The sequence below is a fragment of the Myxococcales bacterium genome (assembly GCA_016706225.1).
Taxonomy (GTDB): domain Bacteria; phylum Myxococcota_A; class Polyangia; order Polyangiales; family Polyangiaceae; genus JADJKB01.
Window position 1 is genome coordinate 278867 of sequence record JADJKB010000013.1, and the last position, 14913, is coordinate 293779.

Annotated in this window: 14 protein-coding genes; 6 read left to right on the plus strand and 8 right to left on the minus strand. The window is 67.6% G+C overall.

What is annotated here, in order from left to right:
• Positions 1-48: 48 nt before the first annotated feature.
• Positions 49-711, minus strand: coding sequence for a methyltransferase domain-containing protein (locus IPI67_22290; protein ID MBK7582912.1), 663 nt, complete (start codon positions 709-711; stop codon positions 49-51).
• Between the two features lie 15 nt (positions 712-726).
• On the opposite strand from IPI67_22290, the gene IPI67_22295 reads away from it, so the two are divergent.
• The gene (locus IPI67_22295) at positions 727-1911 is read left to right on the plus strand and encodes a penicillin-insensitive murein endopeptidase (GenBank protein ID MBK7582913.1); all 1185 of its coding nucleotides are present in this window, start codon (positions 727-729) and stop codon (positions 1909-1911) included.
• Positions 1912-1929: 18 nt separating this feature from the next.
• Here IPI67_22295 and IPI67_22300 read toward each other — a convergent pair whose 3' ends face one another.
• A complete protein-coding gene (locus IPI67_22300; GenBank protein MBK7582914.1) occupies positions 1930-2586 on the minus strand; it encodes a hypothetical protein in 657 nt (218 codons plus the stop codon).
• Between the two features lie 61 nt (positions 2587-2647).
• Here IPI67_22300 and IPI67_22305 point away from each other — a divergent pair, with 61 nt between their 5' ends.
• Positions 2648-3589, plus strand: a complete 942-nt coding sequence (locus IPI67_22305) for a hypothetical protein (protein MBK7582915.1) — start codon at positions 2648-2650, stop codon at positions 3587-3589.
• Positions 3590-3630: 41 nt separating this feature from the next.
• The gene (locus tag IPI67_22310; GenBank protein ID MBK7582916.1) at positions 3631-4524 is read left to right on the plus strand and encodes a hypothetical protein; all 894 of its coding nucleotides are present in this window, start codon (positions 3631-3633) and stop codon (positions 4522-4524) included.
• Between the two features lie 668 nt (positions 4525-5192).
• On the opposite strand, the gene IPI67_22315 is transcribed toward IPI67_22310, so the two are convergent.
• From IPI67_22315 to IPI67_22325, 3 genes are all read right to left on the minus strand, one after another.
• Positions 5193-5864, minus strand: coding sequence for a hypothetical protein (locus IPI67_22315; protein MBK7582917.1), 672 nt, complete (start codon positions 5862-5864; stop codon positions 5193-5195).
• A 719-nt stretch (positions 5865-6583) separates the two neighbouring features.
• Positions 6584-7618 carry a tetratricopeptide repeat protein gene (locus IPI67_22320; protein MBK7582918.1) on the minus strand — a complete coding sequence of 345 codons (1035 nt, stop codon included), beginning with the start codon at positions 7616-7618 and terminating at the stop codon, positions 6584-6586.
• A 5-nt stretch (positions 7619-7623) separates the two neighbouring features.
• Entirely contained in the window at positions 7624-8991 is a 1368-nt protein-coding gene (locus IPI67_22325) for a serine/threonine protein kinase (GenBank protein MBK7582919.1), read from the minus strand.
• 119 nt (positions 8992-9110) lie between these two features.
• Here IPI67_22325 and IPI67_22330 point away from each other — a divergent pair, with 119 nt between their 5' ends.
• Positions 9111-9464 (plus strand): helix-turn-helix transcriptional regulator, encoded by a 354-nt coding sequence (locus IPI67_22330; GenBank protein MBK7582920.1) that lies wholly within the window; start codon positions 9111-9113, stop codon positions 9462-9464.
• A 289-nt stretch (positions 9465-9753) separates the two neighbouring features.
• On the opposite strand, the gene IPI67_22335 is transcribed toward IPI67_22330, so the two are convergent.
• Positions 9754-10029 (minus strand): hypothetical protein, encoded by a 276-nt coding sequence (locus IPI67_22335; GenBank protein ID MBK7582921.1) that lies wholly within the window; start codon positions 10027-10029, stop codon positions 9754-9756.
• Between the two features lie 90 nt (positions 10030-10119).
• Positions 10120-10791, minus strand: a complete 672-nt coding sequence (locus IPI67_22340) for a hypothetical protein (GenBank protein ID MBK7582922.1) — start codon at positions 10789-10791, stop codon at positions 10120-10122.
• Positions 10792-11692: 901 nt separating this feature from the next.
• Here IPI67_22340 and IPI67_22345 point away from each other — a divergent pair.
• Positions 11693-11869 (plus strand): hypothetical protein, encoded by a 177-nt coding sequence (locus IPI67_22345; GenBank protein ID MBK7582923.1) that lies wholly within the window; start codon positions 11693-11695, stop codon positions 11867-11869.
• Between the two features lie 163 nt (positions 11870-12032).
• Here IPI67_22345 and IPI67_22350 read toward each other — a convergent pair whose 3' ends face one another.
• Positions 12033-12215 carry a hypothetical protein gene (locus IPI67_22350; GenBank protein ID MBK7582924.1) on the minus strand — a complete coding sequence of 61 codons (183 nt, stop codon included), beginning with the start codon at positions 12213-12215 and terminating at the stop codon, positions 12033-12035.
• 364 nt (positions 12216-12579) lie between these two features.
• Between IPI67_22350 and IPI67_22355 the strand changes: the two genes are divergently transcribed.
• The coding region (locus IPI67_22355; GenBank protein MBK7582925.1) for a hypothetical protein at positions 12580-14913 on the plus strand (2334 nt) is incomplete at its 3' end.

The following is a 14913-nucleotide window of genomic DNA, read 5'->3' on the forward strand; positions in this document are numbered from 1 at the left end:
ATAGCTTCGCTTCGGGCGCAGCGTCCATCCGTGATTCCTGAAACCGCCTCACGCGACGCTGGCAATGCCCCGAATGCTCGGCCGTACGAAGGGCAGCGCCTTCCTCATACTCTCGCGGGTCAAGGACACGATCTCGAAGCCCGCTCGCTGCATGAGTTGATCGGTCCGGCGCGTGAGGTGGCAGCCGGCCACCATGCGGACCCAGAGCGGCTCGATGCGCTCTTGCCAGGCCAAGCGCGGCGAGCCGGCGGCGGCCGCGACGTGCTCGATGAAAACCAACCGACCGCCGGGCCTGAGGACACGGCGCACCTCTCGCAGCGTTAGCTCCGGATCCGGTACGCTGCAGAGCACGAGCGTCGATACGACCACGTCGATGCTCCGGGCGTCACACGGCAAACGCTCTGCGGAGGCAGCGAGGATCTCCGGATGAAGCACCGAGTCCGCCGCCCGCGCGACCAGACTTCGTCGCATGTGACGGTCCGGTTCACACAGCACCAACCGCGACAGTTTCGGCGAGTAGTGCGCGAGATTTGCGCCGGTCCCTGCGCCGATCTCGAGCACGTCGCCGTGCTCCCGCCCGATCAGCTCGCGACGCCACTCGGAGAGACACGCCTGCTCCGACTTCTGCATGAAGCGGTCGTAGATTTTCGCGAGGAGCCAGGACATGGGTTCAGCGGGCGGAGCTCGAGAAGTGGCACGCGCGACGAGCATAGCCTAGCGTTCGGGGTGGTGCGCGGCCGGCTCCTGACACTCCTGTCGCTCGCTCTGTTCGCCTGCGCTGCCCGTACTCCGACGGCGCCGCCACCTGCGGCGCCCTCCAAGGTCGACTCAGCGACGGCGGCGGCGAGCCCCCTTCCCGAGCGCCCGGCCTCCCCCGCCGAAGGGGCGGACTCGGAGTATCTGTCGGATGGGGACGACGAACCCGACGACGGAGATCAACCAGGCGACAACGATGTTTCGGCGCCGCCGGCGACCGCTGCGCCGCGTCCGCCGCATCCCTTGGACGGGAAATCCAAATCGGAGATCGCCCGCAGCTTCGAGGCCGATAAGACCAGCATCGGTTCGGTGACACTCGGTCGCCCGGGCGCCGGCGCGCTCTTGAACGGGGTGCAGATGCCTCGCGCTGAAGGCTGGATACTGATCGATCCAGCCAACGCCTACGGCACCCAGGAGACGGTCGATTTCTTGCGCCGCGCCATCAGCAAGGTGCGCGAGCAGTTCCCGGGTTCTCACGACGTGTTCATCGGCCACATCAGCAGCCGGCGCGGTGGACCGCTGCGCCCGCACATGAGCCATCAAGCCGGCCGCGACGTCGACCTCAGCTACTTCTACAGCGACGACTCCGCACGTTGGTATCGCCGCGCGGACGCCTCGAACCTGGATCTGCCTCGGACCTGGGCCTTTGTCCGGGCGTTCGTCACCGAGACGGACGCCGAGCTGATCTTGATCGACCATTCGTTGCAGAAATTGTTGCGCCAACACGCCCTCGACATCCGCGAGGACCCGGCGTGGATCGCCTCGCTGTTCGATGGGATCCCGGGCGTGCTGCGCCCTCTCATCTTCCACGCCAAGGGGCACGCAACCCACCTGCACGTGCGTTTTTTCAACCCCATTGCCCAGGAGACGGCGGTCCTCGCCCACGACGTGCTCGCGGCCCATGGCTATCAGGGTGCAGCGACTGCGTTCATCACCCACCGCACCAAGAAGGGGGAGACGCTGGGCATGCTCGCCAAGAAATACCGGGTCACGGTCCGGGAGATCATGCGCGAGAACGGCCTCCGGACGACCAAGATCCGCGCGAAGCAGCCGTACCGGATCCCGAGGAAGGGTGCGCTCGGCCGCCCCCCACACGTCTCCATTCCGCCGCGACGTCTGCCGCCCACGAGTGCGGCTCGGAACAAGACGCCCTGAGCGCGCGCTCCGCCGTGTTCAGGAGAACACTCGCTCGAGCACCTCGAGCACCGGCCGCACGACGAGCAACCAGAACGCGATCGACGCCACGAAGAGCAGACCGAGCTGGATCGCCCACAGCAACCAGAACTTCGGGTTCTTCAGGCGCGAGGCGGGAATGGTCAGCAGGCGATCGGCTACGAAACCCGTGCCGACTCGCCGCACCGACACCAGCAACTCTCGCGCGTTGTGCGCGGGCAGTGCGAGCCGCAGCCGCGCGTCGATGAGCAGCGGCAGCGGCGTCGAGCCGGAGTAGAGGCGGGCGCTCCCGTCCGGAGCCACCTCCAGCTTGGCGCGCACGAAGCCCTCCGCAACGCGGCCGGAGGCCAGCGAGTCGAAGCTCACCTCAGGCGGAAGCTCGCGCGGATCGACCAGCCGGGGCACGAGCGGCAGGATGCCTCCGAGCCCGCGCCCTCCGGCGCCCAGCATGCCGACGGAACCCACCAGACCCCCGGAGAGCATCCCAAGGCTGAGGATCCCGAAACCCGCCTGCCCCACCACGAAGAACCCCCGGGCGACCTGACCCACGGCAATGAACCCGGTCGCGACCTGCCCGATCGCGATGAAGCCGCTGGCGAACTGGCCGATCGCAATGATGCCCGTTGCTTCCTGCCCGACGTCGATGATGGGGCCCATCTGCGTGTCGCAGGCTAGCACTTCCGCGCCGCGAGCAGGAGCGACTAAGCTCGGGGTCAGCTTGTACTTCGTCCAGGTCACCACGGAGTTTCAGTGTCGGGCGTGTGGTCACGCCTCGCCGCTCAATCACCTCGATCTCGATGGCTCGGTGCGCTGCATGCGCTGTGGTCTCGAGCAGGCGTTCGCGGAGAGCTCCTGGCAGACGGCCATCGACCACGCTCACGCCGTGGGCGATCTGGCGGGCTCGCCGGAGGGGCGCAACCCGAGCGGATGGTTGTCCATCGCCGCCGAGAATCCGTTCAAGGCGGTGACGACCGCAGTGCACCAGCAATCCGGAATGGTGAGTGAGCGCGGCATGCAAGTGCCCACCTCACTTCGCACGACCGCCATCGTGGCGGAGCCGAAGTGTGTGACGTGCAACGTGCCGCTCGTTTTCCGCAGCGAGGGGACGGAGCTCGTCTCACGTTGTAGTCGCTGTTCCGAGACGCGGAAGTACCGCTTGCCTCCCGGTGCGCGCGAGCGTTTTCCGGGTCTGGTTGGCGTCATGACCGACGAACACCGCTCGGATCAGCTCGTCACTCGGGTGGACGATGATCGCGAGCGACCGGGCGCGGTGGCGCTCTCGTGTCCGAGCTGCGGTGGTGCCTTGCAGGTTGCGCCGGGCGAACGCATCGTGGCGTGCGGATACTGCGGTGCGTCGTCGCGCATCCCCGAGAAGGTCTACCTTCGCGCGGGAGATCCGAATCTGCGACCGGAGCCCTGGTGGCTGGCTTTCGACGGCCCGTCCCGCACGCGCCGTCGGCTCGAGCGTGACCCCGCTATCCCACGCGAACCGGGCGACGAAGCCACCGACATCCAGGCCGTCGAGCCTCCCAAGCGCAAGAAAGCGGCGCCAGCCGATCTGGCGCTGGTGATCATCCTGCCGCTCTTGTTTCTGATGATTGCCGGGCTTCTCGACTATCTGGTGCTCGGTCAGCTCGAGCTCGACCTGAGCGCATTCTGAGCCTTTACGTGCCCGTGTGAAGCGGCTACGAGTCGCGCTCCGTGGCTGCGCCCCTCGAGTTCAAGCGCCGGGTCCGTCTGCCGGATCCCGAGGAACCGCCGATGCCGCGGCCGCGACGCTCGCGAGCTCTCGGTGTGGGCTTCTCGGCGTGGCTCGCATCGGTGGGTGTGGCGTGGGGCGTCAACGCGGGCACGTTCCCGGTCGCCGTGTGGCTCGACGACGTGTCGGCTCACTCGATCTCGTCGCCGCGGGCCGAGCGGCAGCGTCCGGGCGCGCCGCCGCCTGCGTTTCCAAACCCGATGCCAGAGCCGACACCCGCTGCGCCGGCTCCCCCCGCTGCACCCGCCGTGGCCATGGCGGAGGAAGCGTCCGCGCCGCCCGAGTCCCCGGTGCTCGACCAACCTAGCGCCTTGGCGATCGAGCCGGCACTCCCCTCGCCCCGCGAGGTTGGGCCGCTCGCCGCACGGGGAAGCCTGACGCCCGAGCCCGCGCCGGCGGTCGTCGATCCGCCAACCCGCGAGCGCGCCGCAGTCGCACCCAGCCGAGAGCCTCCCGCTCTGCCGCCGCGCCCGAGCGCCGTCGAGCCTCCGCCGAGCGGCCCGGGTTCGAGTGACGGCACGTCCTGCGAAGCGGCCGTCGCGTCGTCGTCGGACTCGATCGAGATCGGAAAAGATCGCGGCCCCGCCGATCTGCGCGCGTCGGACTACGCGCGCGTGCTCAATGGCGGAGGTTATTTGAGCCCGTGCGGCGTCCCGACTCGAACCAGCGTCGACGTCTGCGTGGCGGTGCAGAACGGCCGCGCCCTGGGTGTCACCGTGCGAACGTCGCCGCGCTCACCGAACATCGAACGCTGCGTCGCGCGCGGCGTCCGCCGCCTGGCCTTCCCGCGCCATCCCCGCTTCGACGTCGCGCGCACGCGTTTCGCTGCGGAGTGAGGCGCTACAGCGCCGAACAGGTTGAACGTCGTTTGTTTTCAGCGGCTCGCGCACCCGGCCGAGGTCACAGAGGTGAGCGGCGTGCGCGCTGGCAGGCGTGTTCGCGCGACAAATGTTCGGCGGTGACCAGCTCGCCGCTCGGATCGAGGTGATCGCCGACGGGGCGGTTCCAGACGGCGCGCCGAACGGCGTGCGCTTTCAGCGGCTCGTGCTACCGGGGACTACGCCCGTGAAATCGAGGCGCTCTACGCCGAGGCGCTCGATGAGGCCGTGACGCTTGAGACGGTGCGGGAGGAGCCGGCCGTGAGAATGCTCGTCCTTCTCCCCGAGTACCTCACCGTCATCGCGATGTGGGGCCGCGACGACGTGGCTTTCGAGACACTGGTCAGAGCGATCAAACCGTAGACAACCGCGGACATCATCCGGCGACACCTCGGGCCGTACGCGGTCAAATTGTTCCAGCGGCGAGTCGAGGAGGTCGAGTGGAAGGCGTCGCGCGGGCGAGGGTGAGGGCGCCGCCCCCGCGCTGTTCCGAACCCCCTCCAGGGCCCGCCGCTCCGGCCGCTTGATTTCCGCTGCTCTTGATCCAGTTCGGCGTCGTCCCGCAGACGGCCGTTTGCGGGACGCTCGTTGGAAGTCAGGCGTCAAGAGGTGTAGCCCGCCGTTCCCTATTTGCCGCAGACACAACAAGCACCGGCACCGCAGAAAGGCAGCGCGCAAAACTGAGTCAGCGCCGGGTTGGACGAAAGGAGCTGGTTACCGCACGCCTGACAGGTCGTACCCGTGCAGTAACGAGCTGCGGGATACGGGAAGCTGTGAGCTGCGCAAACAGCTTCCGAAAGGCAATACTGCGCGCAGTCTGTTTGGCTGCACATCGCGCCGGCTCCACCTCCGCCGCCACTTCCTCCCACCCCACCGGTTCCTCCACTCGTTACCCCGCCAGTTCCGCCACCCGTACCGTCACCACCCGTCGCGCCCGTCCCGCCGCCCCCGCTCGGCGCTCCGCCCCCGCTCGGCGCTCCGCCCCCGCTCGGCGCTCCGCCCCCGCTCGGCGCACCTCCACCGCTCGGCGTCCCGCCCGTCCCACCAGTCCCGCCGCCTGCGCTCGCGCCGGCCATGCCGCCGACGGCCGAGGTTCCGCCGCTAGCGCCGCCGCTGCCGGCAGTGCCGCCGCTGCCGCCGGTCGCGCCGGTTCCGCCGCTTCCCCCTGTCGCGCCAGCACCCGCTACGGAGTTGCACGTCTTCGTCTTCTCGCAGTCGTCGTCGCTCGAACAGCCGGACCCAAGTGCGAGCGCGAAGGACACCGCCTTTACAGTCATACCCACTATGCGTCCGTTCATGATGGTTTCTCCAGTCGGCGTTCGCTCACTGTGAACGCCGTGCGTGCGCTCGCTCGCTCACTGCCAGTCGGCGCAAAAACCCTGATCGCACGTGGCAAGGGAGTACGGTGCGCAGTCCGGCGTCGACTGGCACGACGGATAGCAGCGGGATTTGGCGCCAGCGTCGGCCGAGTCTGCTTTGCAAACATTCTTGCGGCCGAGCTCATTCGTATCGCCGGTGCACCGCCCCGCGCAGTCGGCGTCGCCTTGGCAAAACTTGCCGACCGGCACGCACCAGCCGGTGGCACCATACGTCGCGAAGTCACCAGATGCGCAGTCGGATGCCTTGGTGCAGGGATCGCCGGTGCCCTTGAGACCAGTGGTGCAGGTGAAGCCCCCGCCGGCACCCCCGCTCGAAGTTCCTCCGCCGGCGGGCGCACCGCCGCCAGCTGGCAATCCTCCACCGCCAGTTGGCGCACCGCCGGTGCCACCGCCGCCTTGGGCGCCGCCGACAGCGCCAGTGCCACCAGATGGCTGCCCACCCCGGCGGCACCGCCCACCCCGGCGGCACCGCCCACCCCGGCGGCACCGCCCACCCCGGCGGCACCGCCCGAGGACGCGCACGTCTTCGTGCTCTCACAGTCGTCTTCTGAGGAACAGGCGGGCCCGAGTGCAAGGGCGACGGACAAGAGCATGCACACTGTGCCGGTTGCGGTCTGCGAAGCCATTGATCAATTCCCCTAGAAACGTCCGAACAACGCTGCGCTGCCCGGTCCGAATTGCACCGTCAACGCCGAAGTCCGCGAGGCATAGGGCTCGTCGGCACTCGGCCAGAGAAGGAACGTCACGACGCCTCCAACGACGCCGACGGCCAGCGACCCCCACGCGATGGTCGTGTTCGCGTTCCGCTTGTCCCGTGCGTCGGCGGCATCACCACACCTGCCGTTCGCTGGGTATTTGTTGCAGAAGTCCTTGTCCGCGGGGAGTTGCGCGAGGGCCTCGTCTTCCTTGTCACTCTCGTTGCTGGCCAGGACGAAGAAGGTAACCCCAACGCCCAGCCCAACCGCAGCGACAACTCCACCGGCAATCCACGGCGACGCACCGCGCCCGGACTGCCCTTTCGATGTGCGCGCGGGCGCGACGGTCCCTTGCTCCGCGCCGGCACCTGGTGTGTCAGCGGCACCTGGTGTGTCAGCGGCACTTGCGCCCGAGGTCTCCAAGCGAGAGCCAACGCTTGCCCTGTGCTCGCGGCTCTCCCCCTCTCTGACCACGATCTTCCGCCGCGCGTCCCTCCGCCCCGCTGCAACGACGACGACCCAGTGCTCCCCGGGGTTCACCGGCAGCGCGACGCCGAGGCTATCGGGCTCGACCTCGCGCCCGTCACGTTTCACCGTCGTGCCTTCGGGAGCACCGGGCGCCAGCTTGATCGTCAATCGCGGCGTCCTCTTCTCGAGCGCGCCGATCTCCTTCTCCACTGGCCCGATGCGCGGGTCACCGGGCTGGAGCAGCGCTCGAGCGGCCTGATACGCGAGCAGCGCGCTCGCAACCTTCCCGCTCTTTTCGAAGCAGTCGCCCAAACTGACGCCAGTCCCCGCCGCGGGATCGATGCGGTAGCTCTCCTCGAGCTTTGGGCACGCGGCCTCGTAGTCGCCCTTCTTGAGCAGCGCCCGCCCCTCTCGAAAGAGCGCATCGGCCTTCGCGACGTCGCGGCCTTGTGGCCACGCCGTGGTGGCGATCAACATGAGCGCCAACGCCAGCGCCGTGACTCGAGTCATCGCCCTCAACGTCGCTGCTCCTTCCAGTCGTTGGTGCCCGGCACGAACACCCTCGCCGCGCTACCCGCATCAGGCTTCGGCGAAGCAGGCTTTCCGGGTTGGGCGGTTGGCAAGTCGTCCAGCGCAACTACGGGGACAGGTGACGTCGCCTTCGGCAGCGGTGCGGGGGTTCCTGAAGGTGCAGGCGTCGGCGCGGGCGCAACCGCGCTGACACCGGGATCTGCTGCCACCGGCGGTGCGCCTGCACCGGGCGTCCGCGCGCCCTTGACGACGACCAGTGTGATCCCGAGGGTCAAGACCAACACGAGCGCGACTCCAACACCCCCGACCGCCGCAAGCACCGGGCGATCGAGTACAGTCCGCACGATCGACACGCCCGTTCTTCCTCTGGCCACCGGGAGCGCGGTCACGTCGGACGACACCACCGGCGAGAGCTGCACCACATCCGAACTCGGCAGTGTCCTGTCCGCGACCGACGGCGGGACCGTGAGTTTTGGCGCCGTAGAAAGGGGGGCACGGTGCATCTCCGAATAGGCGTGGCGCACCGCGTTTTGCATCGCCCGCGCGTCGGGCCAGCGTCTCGGCTTCTCGAACGCGACCGCGCGATCGACGACCGCCGCCACAGCAGCGTGCAGCTTCGGCTCGAGCGACGCGAGCGGAGGCGCGGCCTTCGTCATCGCCGAAAGCAACAACTCGTTTGTCGTGCGTCCCTCGTGCACGGCACGCCCCGTGAGCAACGCGAACATCAAAGCGCCGACCGCCCACAAATCACTTCGCGCATCGACCTCGGCCCAGAGCCCACGCGCTTGCTCCGGCGGCATGTACGAGGGCGTGCCCATGCTCGTGCCGTCGCGTGTCGCATTGCTCGCCGTCGAGAGCTCACGGAGCCGCGCGATGCCGAAGTCGAGAACTTTGATCTGTCCGTCGCGAGTGAGGAAGACGTTCTCCGGTTTCAAGTCGCGATGAACCACGCCCTTGTCGTGCGCGGCGATGAGCACGTCGAGGATTTGATCGGCGGCCGAGAGTACCTCGTCGGCAGAAAGTTTGCCGCCGGAGCGTGCCGCGCGCGCGTCGAGGTGCTCGCCATCGAGCAGTTCCATCACCAAGAAGATCGCACCGTCCTCCGCCTCGTCCTCGTCGATCACTTTGACCGCACCGGAGTGACCGACGGTGTTGGCCGCGCGACCCTCTTTGAAGAACCGCGATCGAATGTGCGAATGCGTGCTGAGCTCCGGGTGAAGGATCTTCAGCGCCGCTCTCGTGCCATTCCGGTGGCTCGCGGCGTACACGGCCGCCATCCCGCCCACTCCGAGGAGCACGTCGAGCCGCCACTTCCCGCGCAAGACGGTACCCACCCGGGCGTTTGCCCGCATCGCGACCGGGTCGATGGCGGTGGTGGTGGAGAGGGAGTCGGGGGGCATGAGCGATGGCTCCGCCAAGGTTAGCTCCATGCTAACGTCTCAAGCCACCATCCTCAGTAGCGTCGGCGCGCATGCCTCGCCGACCGGGCACCGCATCCCTGGCGCGCCGAATTGGCGCTCGGATTCGCTCGCTCCGAGTCGAGACCGGCATCACCCAGGAGAAGTTGGCGTGGAACTGCAACCTCGCGAAGCCATACCTGTCCCAAATCGAGGCAGGAAAAAGGCTACCCTCGCTGCCCGCGCTGGTTGCGCTCGCGAAGCAGCTGGGGGTCGAGCTTGCGGACCTGATTCTCACCGAAGGCAAGGACCCTCGCTTCCGCTTCGCCGAGGCGGCTCGGTGTGGAGACTGGCAGAGCGCGATCGACGCCCTCCGTGAGCTCGGTTTCGCCTGCACGAGTCGCGAGAGCCGTGCTCGTTCTGGGTGATTCGTGCCGTTGAACGCCCTCGGCCAGACCGCTACGCGGGGCGTATGTTCGAACTCCACCACCTCTCTTGGGCCCAGCGCTGCGTGCTGGGTGACCTTCGCCTCGGTCCGCAATGGGAGGGCGGGCTCAGGACCCGGACCTTCCGCGCCTTGCGCCGGCGCAACCTGATCGCACCCGTCGAGCGCGGGGACTTCGCCTATCGGTGGCGCCTCACACCTCCTGGCACTCGCGTCGTGGGGCATCGAGGTCTTCTTCCGCGAGGCCAAGCAACTCTTCTCGCTTCGCCGACTCACAGGCGCGCAAGGAAGCGGCGGTCCTTCGCGTCGCTCCCCTGGTCGGACTCCTCTACTCCGTCCTCGTTCTCTGGTTCGCCGAAGGCGCCCTCCAGAGCCCGCTGGCCAGGCTTCCTGTCCGACCGTGGTACGCGCACAAGCGCGGCTTCTCCTTCGCCGACATCCTCCGTACCGCCCGTCGTGCCCTCCACGGCATCGACGTTCTGGTTCCATTCAACCTTTCCGAGAACTTGCAACAACCTCGACGCCCCCCAGATCGTCATCTGCAGCATGCACTGAACCCCACCGGTCGAGCGGACCCACTGAAGTCTGCAGCCTGAAGTCTGTAGCCTCGTGTTTCGCCCGAAAGGGCGAAATACGAGTCAGATGCGTCGCACCGGCAGGCGCAGGCGCGGTGGTTCTCGGTCGTACATGCTCACGCAGGCGGAGAGGACGCGATCCTGCTCGGGACCGGGGCGATTCGACGCCGCGAAGACTTGTAGGCCCAGGTCGCTGCCGACGTGGTCGGCGACCTCCGCCAGGAACTGGGTGGCGTAGACGTTTCTGGAGCCGATCGCATACGCGAGCGGCACCAAGTCCTCGTTCCGATCATGCGCAGCGGCGAACGTCGCCCATTGATCCAGCAGCAGGAGCTCTTGATCGGCAGGCCCATGACGGCGGACGTCGACCAGCATGTCGGTGAGCAGGGACTCGACGAGCTCTCCAAGGTGTGCCGGGATGCCCTCGTAGAACGAGTAAGTGTTCGCGTCGACGCGCCAGACGACCAGCTCGATCGCGTCTCGGATGTACACCTCGGCGTCGATGCCGGTCTCGACCCACGGCACCGCGGAGTAGCCCTCGAACGCATCTTCCACGATGTCCCAGGGGCCAAACGGGTAGTCTTCCGCGCGGAACCTATCGACCAGCATCGCGACCAGCGTCAGGGATGCGCGATACCAGGCGAGTCGCTCGGCCGGGGCGAGCTGCGCGGCATCAACGGTCGCTTCGCGCCAGCGTTCCGTCTCCCTCTGGGCCAAGCGCAGTCGACGCTGCACGGTCCCCCGCTCGAACCAGCTCCTAGGAAACAGTAGTCGGACATCGAACTTGGAAGGACTGACCGGGAACCGGCTCCAGTGGCCGCGAAGGGCGCGCGCGCGGCGCTGGGCTATCAGCGGTTCCATGGACAGTCGGTAGCGCGATCCTCGGCGCTGCTCGCGCCTGCCGTCAATGACGGCTTTGCGTCGGGCGGTGTTCGGCGTCGTCCACGCCCCTCGGTAGAGATCGGGCGCGTGACGCGGGCCTCGCGATCCCGCCGACCTGCCGCGTCCCTCGCCGGGAGCACTGTCCACTTCTACGCCGCTCGTGCATGCCGGAGGGTGGTGGGTCATCGTGGTCGACCTGGCGCGCCACCGAGCGGCGGCTCTTGCGGCCTGCCGGGTTCGTTGTTGAACTCGGGGCATGGCGAAACCGACGAGCAGTGCGGGACGCAAGAATGCTCGGCGGAGCAGGACGAGCGGCATCGAGCGCGCCTTGGCAGCCAACCCGCGAATTACCCGTTCCGCATCCCTTCGATCAACGCTCGAGGTTGGCAAGGCGATCTTCGAAGGGGTGTTTGGCGGCAGCGGCAAGGCGATGCGTGTCAATGGGCGCAAGGACGTTTCCTTCAGGAAACTCGCTCGGAACAGCGCGCTGCCGGTTAGCGCCTCGAGCCTGTGGCGTTCGTGCGCGATCTACGAGCTTTCTCTCAGATGGCCCCCGATGACGAAGTGCCAACACCTGACTCTCTCGCACATGAGGAGCGTGCTTGGAATCGCACCGCGGGACCAGCTTCGGTTGCTAACTCGCGCTGAGAAGGGACATTGGAGCGTCTCCAGGCTCGTTGCCCACGCGGAGAGCAAGCGTCGAAGTCATGGCGGCCGGCCGCGCAAGTTGAAAGTCGAGAGCTACCTCGACTCCGTGCGGGTCATGCTCTCCGAGCTGCCCGAGGCCGTCTGCGACTCCGAGGGCATCCGCGCGCTCGAAGAGCACGAGCTGGCCGCCGGGTTGAAGGCAACGAGCGCTCTCCGGGAGAGGTTGCCGCGCCTCGAGTCCGCCCTCCGCCGGTCACGTGGGCGATTCGCCCGCGGACGTTGAGCAAGAGCAACGCGGCTTCTGGGCTGTCTCCGCCGGAGACGATCCCTACGAACGCCGCGAAACGGCGCTTGCGGTGTCGCCTTGGCAAAAGCCCAATCCGGCGGGGGTGGTCGGATCTGACCAAGGCCTGCCCGAAAACGACCAACTCTCGTCCTCCCGAGTATCACTCTCGATATCCGCACTGCACCGAATCACGCCACGCAAGAACCTCGACGATCTTCGCGGGCGCTGCGACGCACGCTGACGCTGCGTCACATTCGGTCGCGATCACCTTGTCGTTTTCGTCCTGAAGCACATCTGCGACCGAGCGCGCAACTGGCAGATCCGCCAGGTCGCGCGGTGACACGCATCCGAAACTGTGCGCGAGCGTGAGCGCGACTCTCACCTGTCGTGATCGCAACTGGCATTCGTCATCTCGGAGCGAGGGTCAGCCGTGCGATACTGTTTGGCGCGTGGGGTGGTGGGCAGCCCCGCAAGGAGCGGCGGACATGGCTGGGGCGCGGCGTATTCGTGGGCTTTGCTGGGCACTGGTCGTCGGCGCGCTTGCGCTATCCGCGTGCGGCGGCGAACGCGAGCAGCAACCGTTACCGAGTGCGGGCACTCCGCCGGCGACGGCGGCAACACTTCCCGCGCAAGCAGTCGCGCTCGCGAAGGGCAGCGTGCTCACCGCGACAACGGGTGGATTCTCGAATGTATCGAAGGGGCACGCCATGTTGGCCACCGTCGTGCCGCAGCGCGCAGACGGCACAACGAAGCTCAGCGCGGGTTCACTCGTCCTCGAAACGCGGGCCGAAGGCGCATCAGACCGCCAGGCCGAGCTCGACGACGGCAAGGTGATCTACCGCGACGCCTTCACCGACACGGACATCATCATCGCCGCGCACGGAGCGCGCTACGAAGAGCTGCGTGTGGTGCGTTCGTCGAAGGCGCCCACTGCCGCGCGCTATCGGCTGAGGACAACCGGAAAGCTGCGGCTGGAGAAGGGCACCATCGAAGTGCTCGACGACGCCGGGCGAGCACTGCTCCGGACGCTGCCGGCGTACGCCGTCGATGCTTCGGGCACTCGGCGTGCGCTCGAGGTGCAGCTCGACACGACCGGCGAGGACGCCGTGCTCATCGCGAAGCTCGACACGACCGGGCTCTCGTTCCCCATCGTCGTGGATCCGACCTGGGTCAGCGGCACGGGCTGGCCGGCGGAGACGGTCGTGGCGCTCAACAGCGTCTGGATGAAGGAGCACAGCACCATCACCTCCACCGTGAACGGTGCGGTCGCGGTGATCGACGTCAGCCCCGGCCCAGTGCTTGCTGACGATGCCGAGGCCGTCGTGGGCCAGAACGTGACAGTCAACGGCACGGTCAGCGCCAACCGCGTGCGCATCAAGCAGGGCGGCTTGGTGAACGGCGACGTGCGCACCAACACCTTGGTCAACAACGGCAGCATCAGCGGCTCCACGGTCACCCCGCTCACGCTGCCCCTCACCATCACGGTTCCGCCTTTCCCGACGTTCAGCGCAAGGACGACCGCGGTAACTCTGGAGCAGCGGGAGGATCTGACACTCGCCGCCGGGAGCTACGGTGACGTCTTGCTGAAGGCCGGCACGACTGCCGACCCGACAGTGCTCACGCTGAGCGGTGGCATCTACAACCTCAATGGGCTCAACCTTGGCGACAAGAGCCGCGTAACGTGCGCGGCAGCTTGTGAGATCCGGATAAAGAACCGCCTCGAACCCGGGCAGGGCGCGTTCATCGGTCCCGCGGCGGGATCAGGGATCGGTGCACCCGATATTCAGATTTTCGTCGAGGGCCTCAACGGCTCGAGCGGAAACCTCGGCGGCACTCCCAAGGCGGCGGCGATCGGATTCGACAACGTAGTTCAAGCCAGGTTGCTAGTGCCCAACGGAACACTCTGGCTCAAGGCCGGAACCGTCGCGACCGGAGTCTTCGTCGCACGCGATGTCTCTGTGGGCGAAGGCGTCTCGCTGACGAAGGACGTGACGACGCCGTATGCCGGCGATCCCAACGATGGCAACCCATGCACCGCCGACTCCTGCGATCCCGGCACCGGACAGGTGCACCATGACCCGCTTCCGGCCGGATCGAGCTGCGCGAACGCGACCGCTTGTGACGGTGCGGAGACCTGCGATGGGGCTGGCACGTGCCAGCCAGGCACGGCGGTAGTCTGCACCGCGTCCGATCAGTGCCACGACGCCGGCACGTGCAACCCGGCGACCGGCGCTTGCTCCAATCCTCCGAAGGCGAATGGAGCGAGCTGTAACGATGGCGACGGCTGCACGCAGACCGACATCTGCCAGTCCGGCACCTGCACCGGCGCGAACCCCGTCGTCTGCACCGCCAGCGACCAGTGCCACACCGCGGGCAGCTGCAACCCGAGCACCGGCGTCTGCACCAACCCGGCGAAGGCCGACGACGCGAGTTGCAATGACGGCGACGCTTGCACTCAGACTGACACCTGCCAGGGGGGCTCCTGCACGGGTGGCAATCCGAAGGTCTGCACCGCGAGCGATCAGTGCCACGACCCAGGAACCTGCGCGCCTGCGACCGGCGTTTGCTCGAACCCTGCCAAGGCCGATGGCGCGAGCTGCGATGACGGGAACGGCTGCACGCAGACGGACACTTGCCAGACGGGCGCCTGCGCGGGTGGCAACCCGGTGGTCTGCACTGCCCTCGACCAGTGTCATATCCCCGGCACCTGTGCCCCCGGCACAGGAGTTTGCTCGAACCCCAACAAGGCCAACGGCTCGAGCTGCGACGATTCGAACGCTTGCACGACCGGCGAGAGTTGCTCCAGCGGAGCGTGCACCGGCGGCACGACTGTCGCCACGGATGACGGAAACCCCTGCACCGCCGACGCTTGCGATCCAAGCGGCGGCGTCACGCACACGCCGGTTGCGGCCGGGACGTCGTGCGGCGATTCGAATGTCTGCAACGGCGCTGAGACGACGCGGCAGGGGCCTGCCAAGCGGGGACGCCTCCTTCGGTCGACGACGGCAATCCGTGCACCACCGACGCTTGCGATCCGTAGG

Bases quoted from the DNA above. Each gene is read 5' to 3' on its own strand.
- IPI67_22300 (MBK7582914.1), bottom strand. From the start codon at position 2,586: ATGGGCCCCATCATCGACGTCGGGCAGGAAGCAACGGGCATCATTGCG.
- IPI67_22325 (MBK7582919.1), bottom strand. From the start codon at position 8,991: ATGCGGGCAAACGCCCGGGTGGGTACCGTCTTGCGCGGGAAGTGGCGG.
- IPI67_22335 (MBK7582921.1), bottom strand. From the start codon at position 10,029: ATGCTGCAGATGACGATCTGGGGGGCGTCGAGGTTGTTGCAAGTTCTC.
- IPI67_22315 (MBK7582917.1), bottom strand. From the start codon at position 5,864: ATGAACGGACGCATAGTGGGTATGACTGTAAAGGCGGTGTCCTTCGCG.
- IPI67_22320 (MBK7582918.1), bottom strand. From the start codon at position 7,618: ATGACTCGAGTCACGGCGCTGGCGTTGGCGCTCATGTTGATCGCCACC.
- IPI67_22330 (MBK7582920.1), top strand. From the start codon at position 9,111: ATGCCTCGCCGACCGGGCACCGCATCCCTGGCGCGCCGAATTGGCGCT.
- IPI67_22290 (MBK7582912.1), bottom strand. From the start codon at position 711: ATGCTCGTCGCGCGTGCCACTTCTCGAGCTCCGCCCGCTGAACCCATG.